Consider the following 20001-nt stretch of genomic DNA (forward strand, 5'->3'; position numbering starts at 1 on the left):
CCTCCGTTTCAGAACACCAGGTGTTCTGCGCGTACAATCAAAGACATACCCGAATTCAGCTGTACACGGACGCCATCTTTGGTGATTTCTAATACGGTGGCATCCATCGCATCATTACCCGCTTTCACCTTCAGAGACTGTCCAACGCTCAGCGCTGAAATATCCGAAACCGGAGTCAATTTCTCTTCACGAGGTGCGCGCGGCGCTTTCGCAGCCGGTTTTTCAGCATGCGGTTTGCGCTCAGTCGCTTCTTTGCGGCGTGGTGCAGGACGCGGCTTACGTTCACGGCGGGGGGCGTCTTCGCTTTCCCCTGCGGCGGCGGCAGCTTCGCGTTTTTTCGCTTGCTGTTCTGCACGCTGCGCCTGAACGCGAGCTTTCGCTTCTTCAAGCTGTTTACGCGCATGTTCAACGTGCTGCTCGTCCAGCTCCCCGCATGGGTTGCCGTCGAGATCGACACGCGTTGCGCCCGGCTTAACGCCGTACAGGTAACGCCAGCTTGAAGTATAAAGACGTAAAGCGGAACGAAGTTGCGTTTTGCTGAGGTTCATTTCGCCCTCAATACGCTCTACCAGATCCTGAAAAATGCCAATTTTCAGTGGGCGCGCTTCGCCTTCCGCACTAAAACACTGCGGAAAACGCTCGGCCAAAAACGCGATTACTTCTTTACTGCTATTCAACTTAGGTTGATTTTCCATGAAATTTCCTGATTACAACGGACGTAGCCAACAAGCCGCAGGCATGAACAGGCGTCATTATAATGACGCTATCAGTAATTGCTACGGTATCCGTTGATTATCCTGCGATGCTCGCAAAGAATTTTTTGTAATCCGTCATTGCAAGCACGGTTTCAAGCTGCGCAACGAGCCGGCGAAGACCTTGTTCATCTTCAGCGGTGAAGCGCCCAAACGCCGTACTGTCGATGTCCAGCACGCCAATAACATGACCTTTAACGGTTATTGGCAGGACAATTTCCGCATTACTGGCCGCATCGCAGGCAATGTGACCATCAAACGCATGAACGTCGTCAATCCGCTGTACCTGGTTTTGGGCAACAGCAGTGCCGCAAACGCCGCGACCCACCGGGATCCGCACACAGGCAATTTTGCCCTGAAACGGACCTAATACCAGCGTATCGCCCTCGAGCAGGTAAAACCCCGCCCAGTTCACTTGCGAAAGACGTTCGTACAACAGCGCGCTGGTGTTCGCCAGCGTGGCCAGAAAACTGGTCTCTCCTGCCATTAATGCCTGAAAATCGCGGTTCAGATCCGCGTATAGCTCTGTCTTGTTCATTATATAATCACTTAGTTGTCTTACTCTGATACTGCCAGCCTATTAAAATAAGCATTAAATGCGTTAATGCTCAAGATCATTCCCGTCATGAGTTAAGATTACATAATTCTAACACTTTGATTCGCGATACATGGCTCTCAAGACACCCCAGATCACGCCAACGAAAAAAATAGCGATCCGATCCATCAGCGAAGCACTGCCTCGTGCGCACTATCAGCGGTGTCCTCAGTGTGACTTGCTGTTTAGTCTGCCGAAGATGCGCTCTCACCAGAGCGCGTACTGTCCCCGCTGCCAGGCGAAAATTCGTGATGGTCGCGACTGGTCGCTGACGCGCCTGGGGGCGATGGCAGTTACCATGCTGTTGCTGATGCCTTTCGCCTGGGGCGAGCCGCTGCTGCATATCTATCTGCTGGGCATCCGCATTGATGCCAACGTGATGCAGGGGATCTGGCAGATGACAAAGCAAGGCGATCCCATTACCGCGACGATGGTACTGTTTTGCGTCGCGGGCGCGCCGCTGATCCTCGTGACCGCGATTGCTTACCTGTGGTTCGGCAATATTCTCGGCATGAATCTGCGCCCGGTGCTATTGATGCTGGAAAAACTCAAAGAGTGGGTGATGCTGGACATCTATCTGGTGGGCATTGGCGTGGCGTCGATTAAAGTTCAGGATTACGCCTTTTTGCAGCCTGGCGTGGGGCTTTACGCCTTCATCGCGCTGGTGATCCTCAGCATCCTGACGCTGTCGCATCTGAACATTGAGCAATTGTGGGAGCGTTTTTATCCACAGCGACCGGCAAAGCGCCCGGACGAGCAGTTGCGGATTTGTCTCGGTTGTCATTTTACCGGCTATCCGGATCCGCGTGGACGCTGCCCGCGCTGCCATATTCCCTTGCGGGTGCGCCGAAATCAGAGCGTCCAAAAATGCTGGGCGGCGTTGCTGGCATCGATTGTTTTGCTGCTGCCTGCTAACCTGATGCCAATCTCGGTTATCTACGTGAACGGTGGGCGACAGGAAGACACCATCATGTCCGGTATCCTGTCGCTGGCGAACAGCAACGTCGCCGTGGCCGCCGTGGTCTTTATCGCCAGTATTCTGGTGCCATTCACCAAAGTGATCGTCATGTTTACGCTGTTGCTCAGCATTCAGTTCAAATGTGAACAGGGTTTACGCACGCGTATGCAGCTCTTGCGACTGGTCACGTGGATCGGTCGCTGGTCGATGCTGGACCTTTTTGTTATCGCCTTAACCATGTCGCTGATTAACCGCGACCAGATTCTTGCTTTTACTATGGGACCGGCTGCGTTTTATTTCGGCTCAGCGGTCATTTTGACTATTCTTGCAGTGGAATGGCTGGACAGCCGCTTACTTTGGGATGCACATGAGTCAGGAAACGCCCGCTTCGCAGACTGAAGCGCAGATTAAAACTAAACGCCGTATTTCACCGTTCTGGTTACTCCCGCTGATTGCATTAATGATTGCGGGATGGTTGATATGGAACAGCTATGAAGATCGCGGTAACACCGTGACTATCGACTTCATGTCTGCGGATGGCATCGTCCCGGGCCGCACGCCCGTTCGCTATCAGGGCGTCGAGGTGGGTACGGTTCAGGACATCAGCCTGAGTAAGGATCTGCGTAAAATTGAGGTGCGAGTCAGCATCAAGTCCGACATGAAAGATGCCCTGCGCGAAGAGACGCAGTTCTGGCTGGTGACACCTAAAGCGTCGCTCGCTGGGGTCTCTGGCCTTGACGCGCTGGTTGGCGGTAACTACATCGGCATGATGCCGGGTAAAGGCGAAGAGCGAGATCATTTCGTCGCCCTCGATACCCAGCCGAAATATCGCCTGGATAACGGCGATCTGATGATTCATCTCAATGCGCCCGATCTGGGGTCGCTGAACAGCGGTTCGTTGGTCTATTTCCGTAAGATCCCGGTCGGCAGAGTTTACGATTACAGCATTAACCCAAACAAACAGGGCGTCACTATCGATGTCCTGGTTGAACGCCGCTTTACCAACCTGGTGAAGAAAGGCAGCCGTTTCTGGAATGTTTCAGGGGTCAATGCAGACATCAGTCTGAGCGGTGCGAAGGTCAAGCTCGAGAGTCTGGCGGCCCTGGTAAACGGCGCTATCGCCTTTGACTCTCCGGACGACTCAACGGTCGCGGAACAGGATGATACCTTTGGCCTGTACACCGACCTGGCGCACAGCCAGCGCGGCGTCATTGTTAAGCTCGAACTGCCCAGCGGCGAAGGGCTGAAAGCGAACGCCACGCCGCTCATGTATCAGGGGCTGGAAGTGGGTGAGCTCACCAAACTGAATTTAGAGCCGGGCGGTAAAGTCACCGGCGAAATGACCGTTGACCCCAGCGTCGTGACGCTGTTACGCGATGGCACACGCATTGAACTGCGCAGCCCCAAACTCTCGCTAAGTGACGCGAACATCAGCTCATTGCTGACGGGCAAAACCTTTGAACTGGTGCCCGGTACCGGTGAATCGCGCAGCGAGTTCGTGGTTGTTCCCGGTGAAAAAGCGCTGCTTCACGAACCAGACGTTCTGACGTTTACCCTGACCGCGCCCGAAAGTTATGGCATCGATGCGGGTCAACCGCTGATCCTCCACGGTGTCCAGGTAGGCCAGGTGATCGAACGTAAGCTCACCAGCAAAGGAGTCGAGTTCACCGTGGCGGTCGATCCACAGCATCGTGATCTGGTTCAGGGTGACAGTAAATTCGTGGTCAACAGTCGTGTGGATGTCAAAGTGGGTCTGGATGGCGTTGAGTTCCTCGGCGCCAGCGCCAGCGAATGGTTAAGCGGCGGTATCCGCATATTGCCGGGCAGCAAGGGGGAAATGAAGTCCAGTTATCCGCTGTATGCCAACCTGGAAAAAGCGGTGGAGAACAGTCTGAGCGATCTGCCGACCACCACCCTGAGTCTGCGTGCGGAAACGCTGCCGGACGTGCAGGCCGGTTCTGTGGTGCTGTATCGTAAATTTGAGGTGGGTGAAGTGATCACCGTACGCCCCCGCGCCGACGCCTTTGATATTGATCTCCACATTAAGCCGGAGTACCGCAACCTGCTGACCAGCAACAGCGTATTCTGGGCGGAAGGCGGGGCCAAAGTGCAACTCAACGGTAGCGGCCTGACCGTGCAGGCCTCTCCCCTGTCGCGTGCACTGAAAGGGGCCATCAGCTTTGACAACCTGAGCGGTGCCAGCGCCAGCCAGCGCAAAGGCGATAAGCGCATTTTGTATGCCTCCGAAACCGCCGCGCGCGCGGTCGGCGGGCAAATCACACTCCACGCCTTTGATGCCGGGAAACTGGCGGCCGGGATGCCTATTCGCTACCTCGGCATTGATATCGGACAGATTCAGACGCTTGAACTGCTTACCTCGCGCAACGAGGTACAGGCGAAGGCGGTACTGTATCCGGAATACGTGCAGACCTTTGCCCGTGGCGGGACGCGCTTCTCCGTGATTACACCGCAGATCTCGGCCGCTGGCGTGGAGCACCTCGACACTATCCTGCAACCCTACATCAACGTCGAGCCGGGTCGGGGTAATCCGCGTCGAGACTTCGAGTTGCAGGAAGCGACCATTACTGACTCTCGCTATCTTGACGGGCTGAGTATTGTACTCGAAGTTCCCGAAGCGGGTTCGCTGGCGATCGGTACGCCGGTGCTGTTCCGTGGAATTGAAGTCGGTACGGTAACCGGTATGACGCTTGGCACATTGTCTGACCGCGTGATGATCGCCTTGCGCATCAGTCAACGTTACCAGCACCTGGTTCGCAACAACTCTGTCTTCTGGCTGGCCTCCGGATACAGTCTGGACTTTGGCCTGACGGGCGGCGTCGTGAAGACCGGCACCTTTAATCAGTTCATTCGCGGCGGTATTGCCTTCGCCACACCGCCAGGCACTCCGCTGGCGCCGAAAGCGCAGGCGGGGAAACACTTCCTGCTGCTGGAAAGTGAGCCGAAAGAGTGGCGTGAATGGGGTACTGCGCTACCACGTTAATGTCAGGCTCCGGCGTGCTCGCGCCGGAGCCTTTATGCTACACTGCGCGCTTGTTTTACTGCCGGTGGTGCTCCCCCGTGACTCAACACGCTGTTTATTTTCCTGACGCCTTTTTGACGCAAATGCGCGAGGCAATGCCCGCACACCTCTCTTTTGATGATTTTCTCGCCGCCTGCCAGCGCCCGTTACGCCGCAGCATCCGTGTGAATACGCTTAAGATTTCGGTTGCCGATTTTCTCACCTTAACTGCCCCGTATGGCTGGTCGCTAACGCCGGTTCCCTGGTGTGAAGAGGGCTTCTGGATTGAACGCGACAATGAGGATGCATTGCCGTTAGGCAGTACCGCCGAGCATCTTAGCGGTCTGTTTTATATTCAGGAAGCCAGCTCCATGCTACCGGTTGCCGCCCTGTTTGCCGACGATAATTCGCCGAACCGCGTGATGGACGTTGCTGCCGCGCCGGGTTCAAAAACCACGCAAATCGCGGCGCGTATGGGCAATCGTGGGGCGATTCTCGCGAATGAGTACTCCGCCAGTCGGGTGAAAGTGCTGCATGCCAATATCAGTCGCTGCGGGATCAATAACGTGGCGCTGACCCATTTTGACGGCCGCGTATTCGGCGCGGCGCTGCCGGAAATGTTCGACGCGATTTTGCTTGATGCCCCCTGCTCGGGTGAAGGCGTCGTGCGAAAAGATCCGGATGCGCTAAAAAACTGGTCCGTTGAGAGTAATCATGAGATTGCCGCAACCCAGCGCGAACTGATCGAAAGTGCGTTTCACGCCCTGCGCCCTGGCGGCACGCTGGTCTATTCGACCTGTACATTAAACCGTGAAGAAAACGAATCGGTGCTGGCCTGGCTGAAGGAGACCTGGCCTGAGGCGGTAGAATTTTTACCGTTAGGCGATCTTTTCCCTGAGGCGACTCAGGCGCTGACAGCAGAAGGTTTCCTGCATGTATTTCCGCAGATTTATGACTGCGAAGGATTCTTCGTTGCCCGTCTGCGTAAAACGACGTCCATTCCCGCGCTGCCTGCGCCGAAGTACAAAGTGGGTAACTTCCCTTTTACCCCCGTCAAAGGTCGCGAAGCCGCGAGCGTAACTCAGGCGGCTAGCGCCCTCGGCCTGCTCTGGGGTGAAAACCTGCATCTCTGGCAGCGTGATAAAGAGGTCTGGCTATTCCCGGCGGAGATTGAACCGCTGATCGGTAAAGTCCGCTTCTCCCGCCTCGGCATTAAGCTGGCTGAAACCCATAACAAAGGCTATCGCTGGCAGCACGAAGCGGTTATCGCGTTGGCTGATGTGAATCACCGCTGTGCGTTTGAACTGTCTCACCAGGAGGCGGAAGAGTGGTATCGCGGGCGCGATGTCTACCCGCAGACCGCCCCAGCCACTGACGATGTGCTGGTGACCTTCCAGCACCAGCCGATTGGCCTTGCCAAACGGATCGGTTCGCGGCTGAAAAACAGTTACCCGCGTGAACTGGTTCGCGATGGCAAATTGTTTACCCGTAACGTCTGAAATAGGAAAATTTGCGCATTTTTTGACTGGCGCTTTTGTCTGCGTTGTCTACGCTGAGAAATGGACGGTCTAACTGGTCGTACCACAATCAGCGAATCAACGGAGAGCACGATGATGAAAACCAGTGTGCGCATTGGCGCCTTTGAAATTGACGATGCCGAGTTACACGGCGAGTCGCCGGGAGACCGAACGTTAACCATTCCGTGTAAATCCGATCCGGATTTATGCATGCAACTGGATGCCTGGGACGATGAGACCAGCATTCCTGCCATTCTCAACGGAGAACATTCGGTCCTCTTCCGCAACCATTACGATCGACAGTCTGATGCCTGGATCATGCGTCTTGCCTGATTCAAAAAGAACCCGTCTGCCGGCGGGTTATTTATTTCCCCCTTCCCGCTTGCGTTAATTCCTCCTACACTTTTGTCAGGGCTGTACAAAATGAGGATAGGATGTTCGCACTGGTTCTGTTTGTCTGTTATCTGGATGGCGGTTGCGAAGATATCGTAGTGGATGTTTACGATACCGAGCAGCAGTGCCTGTATTATATGAACGATCAACGGATTCGCCAGGGTGGCTGCTTTCCGGTCGAGGATTTTATCGATGGCTTCTGGGCACCCGCGCAGCAATACAGTGACTTTTAATCATTGCAGTTGTACCAGCGTTAACTCACCGCCGAATACCGCCCCCGTATCAATGTAGTGCAGATTGTAGCTGTCAATACGCTGACGCAGCGGCGTATGACCGAACCAGAAATGGTCCGCACCGGTAATCGCGCGCCCTTCTCCCGCCAGATGCGCACTCAGTCGTGCACGCCGCCACAATACTTCCGTCAGGTTAACCGGCTTTTGCCATTGATAGATGTCGTCCGGATAATCGGCATGAGCCACCACATGCATCCCCTCGCGACAATGCAATTCCAGAATCCACGGCAGTTGCTGGCAATACTCCAGTGCCAGCATGGCCTGATGACGCTTCTGCGCAGGCAACATCGTAAACCAGCCTCCGCCATTCATCGTCCATAGCGACCATTGCAACGTGCGCAGGGCATCTATCGCCATCTGCTCATGATTCCCTCTGACCGCTACCATCCAGCGTTTATGCAACAGTTGCAGGCAGCGCAAACTGTCGGGACCACGATCGATGAGATCGCCCACCGAGACCAGCAAATCCTGCCAGGGATCAAAGCGACAGGCCCGTAATTTCGCCATCAACAGTGCAAAACAGCCATGGACATCCCCGACCACCCAGATGTGGCGCCAGTGTGCCCCCTCGATCATTTGGTAACTGTTTTCAGGCTGTTTCATGAGCGTTTTGTCCTCTGTCACGCCCTGATTCAAGTTTAGCAGTAGCAACAAAAAGTGTCTGACTGTAGTGAATTCGGCCACCTGAACAAAGGTGATATGCCCATCTCAGAACAACACGGGTACCCCAATGAAAAGAAGAAATTTTAGTTCCGAATTCAAACGTGAATCGACTCCGTTGGTTTTCGATCAAAATTACACGGTTTCTGATACAGCTAAGGTTATGAACATTGGTTTTCTACGAAGACGAAATAGGTAAAGCGACTGCGTGTGAATGTAAGGGCAAAACGCCTAAAACCCCAAGAACCCTTGAAAAAATTAAAATACGAGAGCTCAGGAATGGACTACAACTAATTAAAATATTAAAAATCTACCACTTTCTTGGTGTCAGACTCCCTGAGCAGTCCTTGATAATCGGGACACCCAGGGGGCGTATCCTGTGGACTCTCTTTGCCATGTGTTCTGGGTTCAACGCAACAGCTACAAATCTAACCTGTTTCTTATATGCCTCAAGTGATACGTCGATCATCGCATACCTATCTGTCGTCTCCAAAACACGGCTATTCATCAAGATCCCACAAATTATCTTTACCGTTAAAGGTCTTCCAGTGTAGTCAACCGCTGGCGATAAGAAGCATATGGTTGCCACCTCAATTCACACTGTATATATGAACAGTATTCTATAATTGATAGGGGATCAGGTGCTGATCAGAGTCGTCAGAGATGTTAAACTCCAGCGCAATGAAAGGAAGGCTCATTTTTTAAGGTTACTAGTATGTCAGTTAAATTTAGGCCTGAGTTGGATGGACTTAGAGCTTTAGCTGTAATGGCTGTTATTTTTTACCACGCTAAGTTGAATATTTCAGGTCACACCGTTTTGCCTGGTGGTTTTTTTGGGGTGGACATATTTTTTGTTTTGTCAGGTTTTCTAATCACAAATATTGTTAGACACTCTTTGCAAAACAAATCTTTTTCTTTTGCAAACTTTTACATTAAAAGAATAAAAAGAATTTTCCCCGCATTATTGTTTGTACTCTTTTCAACATCATTGGCAGCATACTATTTTTTGCTTCCTTCAGACCTTATAAAATTCAGTAATTCTCTACTGTCAGCAATTTCATTTACTTCTAACATATTTTTCTATAACGAAGATCCTTATACATCAAGCGCAAGTGAGCTAAAACCATTATTACATACATGGAGCCTTTCCGTAGAGTGGCAGTATTATATTATATTTCCCGTTCTACTTTATATATTTCATAAAATTTTAAAAGGGAAAATTCTCCCTCCTCTGATCGTTATATTATTCTTGTCATTATTCTATGCAATATATCAATCTCATAATGATATTAGTTATGCATTCTATATGTTGCAGACAAGAGCATGGGAGTTAATTGCGGGTGGATTATGCGCGTGGGTTGTAACACATATAGAAAAGAAAAAAACAGCCGAACTTATTACTGCAACTGGTATAACACTAATATTAATCTCATTTTTTTCATATGATGATTCTATACTGCACCCCTCATTTATAACTATAATTCCTGTTTTGGGAACATGCTGTTTTATTGTTGGATCTCTACGTGGGGAATTATGCGCTTCCCCATTTAGGGTTAGACTTGTAGTGTTCATTGGCGGAATCTCATATTCCTTGTATCTATGGCACCAACCCGTTTTTGCATTCTTCAGAATACAAAATGACCATATTACATGGCATTCTTTTGCTGCACTCACATCAATTACATTCATTTTATCCATTATTACTTATACATATGTAGAAAATGTATTCAGAAAAAATCCACATATTAAATATAACATTATATTTTACGTACCTTTAATTGCTCTAGTGTTATCTGGTTCAATAATTAACATTCAATACAACGGATTACCATCCCGCTTGACACCACTTGCAAGGGACATGTATGAAAACTATTCTCAACCAGAGTTTAAAAGGCTTACTGGTACGCAAGGAATAAAATTAAGGGGTAATATTTTATCCACATCATGTACGATGCGCGATCCATTTTCTGCGTGTAAATTTGGAGATGGCTCTGTAATTGTGCTTGGTGATAGCTATGCAGGAAGTTTTACATATTCATTAAAAAATAAGTTATTAAAAGAAGGAAAGGGACTAATTGCAATGGATTATGAACAATGCCCGTTTGTTTCAGGTCTTTGGTTTGGAAACGTTGCAGAATGTCCAGAAGTTAACAGAAGAAGATGGAAGGTTCTTGATGAAATCAAAGATAAAAATAAAACAACTATTTTTATTGCAACAAACTATGAACAATTTGCGTATCCTAAAGTAGAAACGCAAAATCCGTTATCAGACGGTATAAAAAACATCACTGTAGGTAAATTTGTTGATAGTAGTGTTGCCTGGGAATCCTACAGAAAAAATATTACACAACTGCTAGATAAAGGGTTCAAAGTAATAATCGTATATCCAATACCTTCAGTAAAAGAAGATGTTAAAAATAAATTTTTCAGCCTTATCAAGACATCAAATGCTAAAATAACAGAAGATCATTACGAGAAAGATATCTCAGGCCTAATGAAAGCAAATGACTTAGGAAATAAACTAGATGTTTTGTTCAATAACGAAAAAAGACTGTTAAAAATAAAACCTGTTGATACTTTATGTAATTCTGGAAAATGTAAAATTCTAACACAGCATGGAGCTTTATATAACGTAGGATCGCATCTATCATTTGCAGGAGTGCAAGAAGTTTTAGAATCCACTCAACTTTAATATGTAAAATGGACAGACATGTAAAAACTGTCCATTTTTACCTTGATGAGGTCAATTTCAAGTGATGTTTCCCCAGTGGGATTCCACTCACTATTGGAGCAGTATCATGAAGAAAAAAACTACTGACTGCCAGGTGTAATTAACCTAAAACCTGATGTGACTCCTGTTGCAGGTGACTGGTCTCTCTCTTAAAGAGTATTTGCGTGACGTTTTCACCTTTTTTTAAAACATACTCATACCCACCCTCTTGTCCGAGATAAGAAGTCTGGCCGGGTGGCTGTATGAGAGTGAGCCTGGACAGGATTTCGCTCAACGCTTACTGGGCCACAAAAATTTAACAATGACCAAAAAATACCTGGACGCACGCAGTGCAGAGTATGTTATGGTTTAGACAGGATATGGAAATTTCGAGTAACTTTTGTGTTCTTTCGGGTTAAGACGAAGAAACACCATGTAAAACAGATAGATAAAAAGAGACCGAATACGATTCCTGTATTCGGTCCAGGGAAATGGCTCTTGGGAGAGAGCCGTGCGCTAAAAGTTGGCATTAATGCAGGCTAAGTCGCCTTGCCTTTTAAGAATAGATGACGACGCCAGGTTTTCCAGTCCGCGGCTTATGCGGCCGGAAAAAAACGGCAGTGGTCACTGACTGAAATGTAAAAACCGCAAGACCCTCTTCAGAAGGCTTGCGGTTTTTTATTGGAAATCAGAAAGATATTTCTGGGAATTAACAGAGCTTTTCTGCTCGTTCAATAAACGGTGCCAGGCTCATTTTTTCACCTGGTTTTGCCGGATCGTCAATCTGAATCACTGACAGAGGTTGTGCCGTCGTTTTGCCGCTTGCCACCTGCTCTTGCGCGATATCGTTCAGCGGATACTGCACGAGTGTGCTGGGGTTAATCACATACAGCGCGTTTCCCGGCCGACAGGTCAGCATGACCTCTTCGCGATTGAACGCCCACTTGTCTTTGCCAATTTCAAAGCGGCTCACGGTGATGACCTGCGGCGCCGCCAGCGCAACCCCTGAACTGGTCAGAAGCAGCAAAGAAAGAATCACTTTTTTCATGAATTTTGCCTGTCCCTCAGAACGGTTCCAGCGTCGCAAACAGGCTGACGATTGCCAGCACGACGGCGCCGATTCCCCATTCGATCTTCGTCATCCAGATAAAGTACAGATTGATGCGTCGACTATCCTGGCGCATTCGTGGTACGAGAAGATACCGATTCGCCAGCGCGATTGCCACCATTAGCAGGACAAGTGCACATTTTAGCAAAAGCAGTTGCCCCCACACGGTTCGCCACGGAACTAAAAAAACCTGTATAAACAGGATATTGGCAATACCGGTTAGCAACACGCCAGCCACCGCAAGATGCCCATAACGGGAAAAACGCATCATGGTGTAAACCGCCTGCTGCTGCCAGCGCCCTCTTGCCATCTGCATACAGTAAATCACCGGCAACAGACCGCCAAACCAGGCGGCAGCGCAAATTAAATGCAGCGCATGATTTGTCTGCTGGAGCGCGCCAATAACGCCAGAGTGCAACGTGGCATGCCCAACCCCCGTCAATAGCGCAAACTGCGCGAGGGTTAAGAGCAGCAATAGCCGCGGTAAATTACGCGGCACAATCAGCGCAGCAACCAGCGTGACCAGCGCCAGAACAATCTGCCAGAGCCACACCCCGCCAAACTGGGTTTGCAATACCATGTTCCAGACAGGTACAGAGATAACATCCTGCCAGCCGGACCCCATGAGGCCACCCTGGATAGCCAGCATCAGTAACGCGCTCAGGAAACTCCACAATGCTGCATGCTGTTGCAAACGTAAGAAGCGTCGACTCATCAGACGGCGGACAGATACCGGTGCCAGCCACGCGCCGTAGAGCGCAGAGCCAAACACCAGCATCAGGGCGGTAAAATGGATGAAGCGGAGTGCAACCCAGGTCAGCGTCAGCATGTTTATTTCACGCTAAACGTGTATTGCCCTTTGGTTTTATGTCCATCGACGGACACCACGTGCCAGTTCACCGTGTATTGACCCGGCTTCAGCGTTTCATCAAGCGGGACGATCAACTGTTTCTTATCCTGGTCGTTACGCTTCGCCTGAAGGGTTTTGATTCCCTCTTGCTGTGGACCGGTAATCGTCACGCCACTGAATCCGGGCTCGATACCTTCAGAGAAATTGAGCGTCAGCGCTTGCGGCGCGGCAGTAACTTCTGCATCCGCAGCCGGATACTGGTGTGTCAGATGCGCATGGGCCCATACGGTCGGCGTCGCCAGAACGGAGGCCAGAAAAAGAAGCGTATAACGAAAAGTACGTGCAGGAGAGACCATATCAACTATTCCCTTTTGTTATGCCTTATCCAGAGAGGATAACCTTCAATAATGTTCGCGTCGACAATCTTCAATTGCGGCTTGCCATTCTGGCAGACTCTTAGTAACTTTTGCGCGCAACACCGGAGGAGAAGCCCATGCACAAAAATCTGGCTCAGCTCGAACAGGCTGAAATGGACAAGGTAAACGTTGACCTGGCCGCTGCTGGCGTCGCGTTTAAAGAGCGCTACAACATGCCCGTTGTCGCCGAAGTCGTAGAACGCGAGCAACCCGCCCATCTGCGCGAATGGTTCCGCGAGCGTCTGATCGCCCACCGTCTGGCGTCCGTTTCGTTGTCTCGCTTGCCGTATGAGCCCAAACCCAAATAATATTTTTGATGTAGAGTTACATATCCTTACATATTGCCTGCTACAGTATAAGTATATTCTTATTCTATGATTTAAGGATGATTGTAGACAATATGAAAAGGAAGTCATTATGTCACGCTGGAAAATAGCTGCTGCGCAGTATGAACCGCTAAAAACATCTATTCGCGAACATATCGCTCACCATCTGAATTTCATCGACGCGGCAGCCCGACAACAGTGTGAACTGCTGGTGTTTCCTTCACTCTCATTACTCGGTTGTATGGACGAATCGCAGTCGCTGCCCGCACCGCCGGATATCAGTCTGTTACAGCCGCTCTCTCAGGCCGCCCACGCGCACCGCATGACGATTATTGCTGGCCTTCCGGTCGAGCATAACAACCGCTTTGTCCCTGGTATTGCTGTTTTTGCCCCGGGGATGACCTCTCCGCGCCTGTTTCATCAAAGCCACGGTACGTGTCTGTGCGAAGACCTGAAAACCATCAACGTGGTGGATGAACAACCGGAAGGTGTCGATATGGATCCGGCATGTTCTCTTTTTACGACCAGTCAAAGCGTCAGCGAACCCGAGTTGCTCACCTCAACGTCGCGGTTACAGCATTTCTCGCATAAATTCTCGATTGCCGTACTGATGGCCAATGCGCGGGGGAGTAGCGCATTATGGGATGAAAGCGGGCAACTTATTGTCCGCGCCGATCGCGGTTCGCTATTATTAACCGGACAGCGCACCGCGCAGGGTTGGCAAGGTGATATCATTCCATTACGCTAATCGTTTTCGGTCAGGAGTTTTCCATGCTGCGCATCATCGATACTGAGACCTGTGGCCTGCAGGGCGGGATTGTAGAGATCGCCTCTGTCGACGTGGTTGATGGTAAAATCGTGAACCCTATGAGCCACCTGGTGCGCCCTGACCGACCGATCTCGCCGCAGGCCATGGCGATTCATCGCATTACTGAAGCGATGGTGGCGGATAAGCCGTGGATTGAAGAGGTCATCCCCCACTATTACGGCAGTGAATGGTATGTGGCGCACAACGCCAGCTTTGACCGTCGCGTGCTGCCAGATATGCCGGGCGAGTGGATTTGCACCATGAAACTTTCCCGCCGCCTGTGGCCGGGTATTAAGTACAGCAATATGGCGCTCTACAGGTCGCGCAAACTGAACGTGCAAACCCCTGCGGGACTGCACCACCACCGCGCGCTCTATGACTGTTATATCACCGCCGCGCTGCTCATCGATATCATGAATACCTCCGGCTGGACGACAGAGCAGATGGTCGACATCACCGGGCGACCAGGGTTACTGACCACCTTTACCTTTGGCAAGTATCGCGGCAAAGCCGTCTCGGATGTCGCTGAGCGCGATCCGGGCTATCTGCGCTGGCTGTTTAACAACCTTGACAGCATGAGCCCGGAACTGCGCTTAACGCTCAAGCACTATCTGGATAACGCTTAAGCCTCACGGTTGCCGGGCAATGTCCCCTGCGCCAGGCCTATCAGGAACGCAAATTCCAGCGCAACCCCCTCCCAGGATTTAAAACGACCTGATTTTCCGCCATGCCCGGAATCCATGTCAGTGCACAGCAGCAGCAGATGGTCATCCGTTTTCAGCTCGCGCAGTTTCGCTACCCATTTCGCCGGTTCCCAGTACTGGACCTGCGAGTCATGCAGCCCGGTGGTGACCAACAGATGCGGGTAAGTCTGCGCCCTGACGTTATCGTACGGGCTGTAGCTTTTCATGTAGGTGTAATACTGCGGATCTTTCGGATTCCCCCACTCTTCAAACTCCCCGGTCGTCAGGGGTATCGACTCATCGAGCATTGTGGTCACCACATCCACAAACGGTACCTGGGCAACCACGCCATGAAAGCGTTCGGGGCGCTCGTTGATCGCCACACCCATTAGCATTCCTCCCGCGCTGCCACCCATGCCATAGCACAAAGAGGGCGAGCCGTAGCCCTGGGCGATCAGCGCATCGCAGGCATCGAGATAGTCATTGAAGGTATTGCGCTTTTTCAGGAACTTACCGTCTTCATACCACTGCTGTCCCAGCTCGCCTCCACCACGTACGTGGACGATGGCATAAACAAATCCACGATCCAGCAAACTTAAGCGACTGCTGCTGAAATCGGCGTCCATACTGGCTCCGTAGGAACCGTAGCCGTAGACCAACAGAGGATTTTGTCCCTTGCGAAAATGCTTCTGATGATAAACCAGCGAGACAGGCACCTCGACGCCATCACGCGCGGTGATCCACAGGTGTTCGCTGCGATAGTTCGCGGCGTCAAATCCCGACACCTCTGTCTGTTTAATCACCCGTCGTTCGCCGGTGTCCATATCCAGTTCAAACAGCGTGTCCGGCGTGGTCATTGAGGAGTAGCCATAGCGCAGGCGCGACGTTTCCGGTTCCGGGTTATAAGCAAGCCAGGTGACATACGCCGGATCGTCAAAGGCGATCCCCACAACCTCGTGAGTTTTACGATTAATCTGCCGCAGGCTGGTTAAGCCGCGCTGGCGCTCTTCCACCACCAGCCAGTCGGTAAAGAGGGTAAACCCTTCCAGCATGATAGCGTCGCGTGCCGGGATCAGCGTTTCCCACTGTTTCTCATCGCGCACACGCGTGCGATAGAGGCCAAAATTTTTACCCTCACGGTTCGAGCGCAGATAGAACGCATGCTGATAGTGATCGAGGCTGTATTCATGATCCTTGCGGCGCGGCAGGAAGATGAACGGTTCAGCATCGGCCAGTTCGGCATCCAGCAGCAAAACCTCGCTGGTCGTGGCGCTGGCCAGATGAATGACGATGTAATGTTTGGATGTCGTCTTGTGCAGGCTGACGTAGAAGGTGTCGTCTTTTTCTTCGTAAATCAGTTCGTCCTGCGTCGCCGGTGTGCCGATGGTGTGTCGCCAGACCTGCCAGGGCAACAGCGTCGTCTCATGCTTACGCACATAGTAGAAGGTCAGCGAATCATTCGCCCAGACAAGCTCGGGTTCCACGTTATCCAGCATCTCCGGATACCAGTTACCGTTTTCCAGATTGCGAAAACGGATCCCGTACTGACGGCGCGAAAGGTAATCCTCCGCCAGCGCCATGATGGTATTATCCGGCGTTATCGCCAGTCCCCCCAGCGTGTAAAACTCGCTGTGCGCCGCCCGTTTGTTGCCGTCGAGCAGCGTTTCCCAGTCATCCCACTCTTCGCTTAGCGCCGACTGACGTTGATAAATGGCGTACTCGCATCCAGGTTCATAGAGATGGCGATAACGATAACCGTTCTTCACGTACGGTGCGGAAGTATCACGGGGAGGAATGCGATCGATAATTTCTTTCAGCACACGTTCCTGCAACGCCTGCTGCGTAGACATGACCTGATGTCCGTAGCGGTTTTCTTGCTTCAGATAATCCAGCACATCCGGCTGCGAACGGGTGTCGTCCCGCAGCCAGTAGTAATTATCAATGCGTGTGTCGCCATGGAGAGTCATGGCGTGGGGAATGCGATTGGCTTTCGGCAGCATGTCATTGTTCTTTCGTCTTTATACACCCTCTAAGGGTGGCAAAACTGACGAATGATGCAAGCGAAACATGCCGCCGGAGGTATTGGGTTAACCGGGTAACGCCTGTTTTTGCTGTTTTAAGTCCTGCTCGATACCGTCACGGACATCCTGTGGGATCTTCAGCGCATCGCCCAGCGCGTTCAGGTAGCTGCGTTCCATAAAGTGGTCGATGTCAATCGCTGCACAACTGAGGAAATAGATCTCCAGCGCTTCTTCCTCGTTGCGGATCCCCTGCGCCAGACGCTGCGGATCCAGCGGTTGCTCAATCGCCTGCTCAATGAGCGCGCGCCCCTGCTCTTCAACGCCCGCTTCACGCAGTTGTTGTTCGATTGCCGCCCGCTCTTTGGCGTCGATGTGACCGTCACTTTTCGCCGCGAAAACCAGCGCCAGGATCAGGCGTTCGGTACGGACATCCAGTGGTGTACTTTGTGCGCCAAACTGCGGTTCATCCTGATGAGCCGCGCGGACTTTATCCTTGTACTTGTTCCACAACACGGTACCTGCCACCGCGCCGCCACCAACCAACAGCGCGCTGGTGCCATATTTGCTGAGCAGTTTGCGGGAGGATTTGCTGGCGACCAGTAATCCTGCCAGACCACCCAGCGCACCGGGTACCAGCAGCTTACTTAATCCCTGTTCACCCGAGGAGGATGAAGACGATCCGTTTTGCCCGAGAAGAGAGTGTAATTGATTAAGCCAGTTAGCCATTTTATCCCTCAAGTACTGACAATGAATTCTCAAAGCGTACCCGAGGGGATGTCAGGAAATGTCTGCCAGCGCTAAAGATGCGCAAATGTTCGCACTACTGCGGGCGGTATTCCGCCGTGCCGGCCTTGCAATCGACCTTCACCTGATAATGAATATCCGCGCTTTTCCCGCGTACGGTTAGCGGCACCGTCCATTTTCCGTCCTGCCCGGTAATCTCTTTCGGATTCACCCAAACAACCGGATCGGCCTGCCCCACCCGTTTTTGATCGTCTGCCCAGCGCACCACGCGATTTTGCTGGTAATCACGTTTCACACTTGCGGCAATGCCTGCCGCATCGAGCCCCTCACACTGGGGGAATTTCACAGTTTTACTGTCGGTGTCCGCAGCAGACACCGACAGACTGGCACCTAACAACAACAGGCTGATTAACGCACTTGTTCTTTTCATACTTTTCCTTTACCCGATAGCACATTGATTCAGGAAAAAGCATGGTACAAAACGTCAGGAGCGCAAGTCAGATTCAGGCGGCCTGAGTATCGTCTCCGGCAGAGGCGTCATTCTCAACCGCCTGCGGAGAAGGTAATTTACCGGTTTTAAGAATGGTGCTCAGCACCTCTTTTTGCTCTGCCAGCCACAATGACAGCGCTTCACGCTGTTCGTCTTCCAGTGCTAAGGGTGATTGTTCAAGCCAGGTGTCGAGCAGATCCGCCGTATCCAGCATCTTGTCATACGCATCGGCTTCCTTTTTGCTGGTAAATGACATTTTTTCCTCACCTTCCCGAATGACTACGTATTTAACTTCAACCGCCATGTTGCAGCCTCTTAATATTACTGTATTTATGTACAGTATATTCTATTTTACCGCTGAAATCAACCTGGCAATAAAGACAGACGCAAACGTTTTCGTATATACTGCGGCCAAATTTGTTGGGGGATATCTTCATGACGTTATTAGGCACAGCGCTGCGTCCGGCAGCAACTCGGGTGATGTTATTGGGTTCAGGCGAACTGGGTAAAGAAGTGGCTATCGAGTGCCAACGCCTCGGCGTGGAAGTCATCGCGGTGGACCGATATGCCGACGCGCCGGCCATGCATGTCGCGCATCGTTCACACGTCATCAATATGCTGGATGGCGACGCGCTTCGCCGCATCGTTGAACTGGAAAAACCGCACTATATAGTACCGGAGATTGAAGCCATCGCCACGGACATGCTGGTGACGCTGGAACAGGAAGGGTTGAACGTCGTGCCCTGCGCACGCGCGACCAGACTGACGATGAACCGTGAAGGTATCCGCCGCCTGGCGGCGGAAGAACTGGCGCTACCTACCTCGACCTTCCGTTTTGCCGACAGCGAAGCCACCTTCCGCGACGCGGTGACGGAAATCGGTTATCCCTGCATTGTCAAACCGGTAATGAGTTCTTCCGGCAAAGGACAAAGCTTCATTCGTACTGAAGCCCAACTGGCGCAAGCGTGGGACTACGCGCAACAGGGCGGTCGCGCGGGTGCAGGTCGGGTGATCGTTGAAGGCGTCGTGAAGTTTGATTTTGAAATCACCCTGCTCACCGTCAGCGCCGTCGATGGCGTTCATTTTTGCGCCCCGGTGGGTCATCGTCAGGAAGACGGTGATTACCGTGAATCCTGGCAGCCGCAGCAGATGAGCGCACTGGCGCTGGAACGCGCTCAGGACATTGCCCGTAAGGTAGTGTTAGCTCTGGGAGGTCATGGTCTGTTTGGCGTGGAGCTGTTTGTCTGCGGTGATGAGGTCATTTTCAGCGAAGTCTCCCCTCGCCCGCACGATACCGGCATGGTGACGCTGATTTCTCAGGATCTGTCGGAGTTTGCCCTGCATGTGCGCGCCTTCCTGGACCTGCCCGTAGGCGCCATTCGTCAGTATGGTCCGGCAGCCTCTGCGGTGATTTTACCGCAACTGACCAGTCAGGACGTGACGTTTGGCAATGTTCAGGGCGCCGTCGGTGCCGGTTTGCAGGTCCGATTCTTCGGTAAGCCGGAAATTGAGGGGTCGCGTCGTCTTGGTGTAGCACTGGCAGCGGCTGACAGCGTTGATGAGGCGATTGAACGCGCGAAGAACGCGGCGGCCCAGGTGAAGGTGGCAGGTTAAGGAACAGAGCCCGTAGGCCGGATAGTGGCGCTAACGCGTCTTAT

20 protein-coding genes and 1 pseudogene are annotated in these 20001 nt (G+C 51.7%); 11 read left to right on the forward strand and 10 right to left on the reverse strand.

All coding sequences use genetic code 11. From position 1 onward, the window contains the following. Nucleotides 1-8: 8 nt before the first annotated feature. Entirely contained in the window at nucleotides 9-695 is a 687-nt protein-coding gene (gene proQ, locus F384_RS08825) for an RNA chaperone ProQ (RefSeq protein WP_046481148.1), read from the reverse strand. A gap of 97 nt (nucleotides 696-792) precedes the next feature. Next, nucleotides 793-1290 carry a GAF domain-containing protein gene (locus F384_RS08830; protein ID WP_046481149.1) on the reverse strand — a complete coding sequence of 166 codons (498 nt, stop codon included), beginning with the start codon at nucleotides 1288-1290 and terminating at the stop codon, nucleotides 793-795. 130 nt (nucleotides 1291-1420) lie between these two features. On the opposite strand from F384_RS08830, the gene yebS reads away from it, so the two are divergent. The 5 genes from yebS (at nucleotide 1421) to F384_RS08855 (ending at nucleotide 7467) form a co-directional block, all read left to right on the forward strand. Further along, nucleotides 1421-2704 (forward strand): membrane integrity lipid transport subunit YebS, encoded by a 1284-nt coding sequence (yebS, locus tag F384_RS08835; RefSeq protein WP_046481150.1) that lies wholly within the window; start codon nucleotides 1421-1423, stop codon nucleotides 2702-2704. Continuing rightward, nucleotides 2673-5306, forward strand: coding sequence for a PqiB family protein (locus tag F384_RS08840; protein WP_046481151.1), 2634 nt, complete (start codon nucleotides 2673-2675; stop codon nucleotides 5304-5306). Before yebS ends, F384_RS08840 begins: the two co-directional genes overlap by 32 nt. A 77-nt stretch (nucleotides 5307-5383) precedes the next feature. Continuing rightward, nucleotides 5384-6823, forward strand: a complete 1440-nt coding sequence (gene rsmF, locus F384_RS08845) for a 16S rRNA (cytosine(1407)-C(5))-methyltransferase RsmF (protein WP_052747003.1) — start codon at nucleotides 5384-5386, stop codon at nucleotides 6821-6823. Between the two features lie 114 nt (nucleotides 6824-6937). Further along, nucleotides 6938-7174 carry a YebV family protein gene (locus tag F384_RS08850; protein WP_162200265.1) on the forward strand — a complete coding sequence of 79 codons (237 nt, stop codon included), beginning with the start codon at nucleotides 6938-6940 and terminating at the stop codon, nucleotides 7172-7174. 101 nt (nucleotides 7175-7275) lie between these two features. Continuing rightward, nucleotides 7276-7467 (forward strand): YebW family protein, encoded by a 192-nt coding sequence (locus tag F384_RS08855; protein WP_046481154.1) that lies wholly within the window; start codon nucleotides 7276-7278, stop codon nucleotides 7465-7467. On the opposite strand, the gene pphA is transcribed toward F384_RS08855, so the two are convergent. Further along, nucleotides 7468-8130, reverse strand: a complete 663-nt coding sequence (gene pphA / locus F384_RS08860; RefSeq protein WP_046481155.1) for a protein-serine/threonine phosphatase — start codon at nucleotides 8128-8130, stop codon at nucleotides 7468-7470. It abuts the gene before it with no gap. A 772-nt stretch (nucleotides 8131-8902) separates the two neighbouring features. Here pphA and F384_RS28235 point away from each other — a divergent pair. Together F384_RS28235 and F384_RS30675 are read left to right on the forward strand one after the other, a co-directional pair. Continuing rightward, nucleotides 8903-10879 carry an acyltransferase family protein gene (locus F384_RS28235; RefSeq protein WP_046481157.1) on the forward strand — a complete coding sequence of 659 codons (1977 nt, stop codon included), beginning with the start codon at nucleotides 8903-8905 and terminating at the stop codon, nucleotides 10877-10879. 238 nt (nucleotides 10880-11117) lie between these two features. Next, a pseudogene (locus F384_RS30675) lies at nucleotides 11118-11270 on the forward strand (tyrosine-type recombinase/integrase); the annotation flags it as partial. Between the two features lie 336 nt (nucleotides 11271-11606). Here the strand turns inward: F384_RS30675 and F384_RS08875 are convergent. From F384_RS08875 to yobA, 3 genes are read right to left on the reverse strand one after another with little or no spacing between them, the layout of a single operon-like run. Next, a complete protein-coding gene (locus F384_RS08875) occupies nucleotides 11607-11945 on the reverse strand; it encodes a YebY family protein (RefSeq protein WP_046481158.1) in 339 nt (112 codons plus the stop codon). A gap of 16 nt (nucleotides 11946-11961) precedes the next feature. Next, entirely contained in the window at nucleotides 11962-12834 is an 873-nt protein-coding gene (gene copD / locus F384_RS08880) for a copper homeostasis membrane protein CopD (protein WP_046481159.1), read from the reverse strand. 2 nt (nucleotides 12835-12836) lie between these two features. Then, entirely contained in the window at nucleotides 12837-13211 is a 375-nt protein-coding gene (gene yobA, locus F384_RS08885; RefSeq protein WP_046481160.1) for a CopC domain-containing protein YobA, read from the reverse strand. 137 nt (nucleotides 13212-13348) lie between these two features. Between yobA and F384_RS08890 the strand changes: the two genes are divergently transcribed. From F384_RS08890 to exoX, 3 genes are all read left to right on the forward strand, one after another. Further along, nucleotides 13349-13579 carry a DNA polymerase III subunit theta gene (locus F384_RS08890; protein WP_046481161.1) on the forward strand — a complete coding sequence of 77 codons (231 nt, stop codon included), beginning with the start codon at nucleotides 13349-13351 and terminating at the stop codon, nucleotides 13577-13579. Nucleotides 13580-13688: 109 nt separating this feature from the next. Continuing rightward, complete coding sequence (locus tag F384_RS08895; protein WP_046481162.1) at nucleotides 13689-14345, forward strand: carbon-nitrogen hydrolase family protein; 657 nt, start codon at nucleotides 13689-13691, stop codon at nucleotides 14343-14345. Between the two features lie 23 nt (nucleotides 14346-14368). Then, entirely contained in the window at nucleotides 14369-15031 is a 663-nt protein-coding gene (gene exoX, locus F384_RS08900) for an exodeoxyribonuclease X (RefSeq protein WP_046481163.1), read from the forward strand. Here the strand turns inward: exoX and ptrB are convergent. The 4 genes from ptrB to yebG all read right to left on the reverse strand — a co-directional run bounded on the left by ptrB (nucleotide 15028) and on the right by yebG (nucleotide 18647). Beyond that, a complete protein-coding gene (gene ptrB, locus F384_RS08905; RefSeq protein ID WP_046481164.1) occupies nucleotides 15028-17088 on the reverse strand; it encodes an oligopeptidase B in 2061 nt (686 codons plus the stop codon). The two genes, exoX and ptrB, sit on opposite strands and share 4 nt — an antisense overlap. Nucleotides 17089-17175: 87 nt before the next feature. Further along, complete coding sequence (locus F384_RS08910; RefSeq protein WP_046481165.1) at nucleotides 17176-17835, reverse strand: tellurite resistance TerB family protein; 660 nt, start codon at nucleotides 17833-17835, stop codon at nucleotides 17176-17178. Between the two features lie 94 nt (nucleotides 17836-17929). Then, nucleotides 17930-18283, reverse strand: a complete 354-nt coding sequence (gene yebF / locus F384_RS08915; protein ID WP_046481166.1) for a protein YebF — start codon at nucleotides 18281-18283, stop codon at nucleotides 17930-17932. 73 nt (nucleotides 18284-18356) lie between these two features. After that, nucleotides 18357-18647 (reverse strand): DNA damage-inducible protein YebG, encoded by a 291-nt coding sequence (yebG, locus tag F384_RS08920; protein WP_046481167.1) that lies wholly within the window; start codon nucleotides 18645-18647, stop codon nucleotides 18357-18359. A gap of 131 nt (nucleotides 18648-18778) precedes the next feature. Between yebG and purT the strand changes: the two genes are divergently transcribed. Next, entirely contained in the window at nucleotides 18779-19957 is a 1179-nt protein-coding gene (gene purT, locus F384_RS08925; RefSeq protein ID WP_046481168.1) for a formate-dependent phosphoribosylglycinamide formyltransferase, read from the forward strand. Nucleotides 19958-20001 lie beyond the last annotated feature (44 nt).

This window comes from Citrobacter amalonaticus Y19 (genome assembly GCF_000981805.1).
Taxonomy (GTDB): Bacteria; Pseudomonadota; Gammaproteobacteria; order Enterobacterales; family Enterobacteriaceae; genus Citrobacter_A; species Citrobacter_A amalonaticus_C.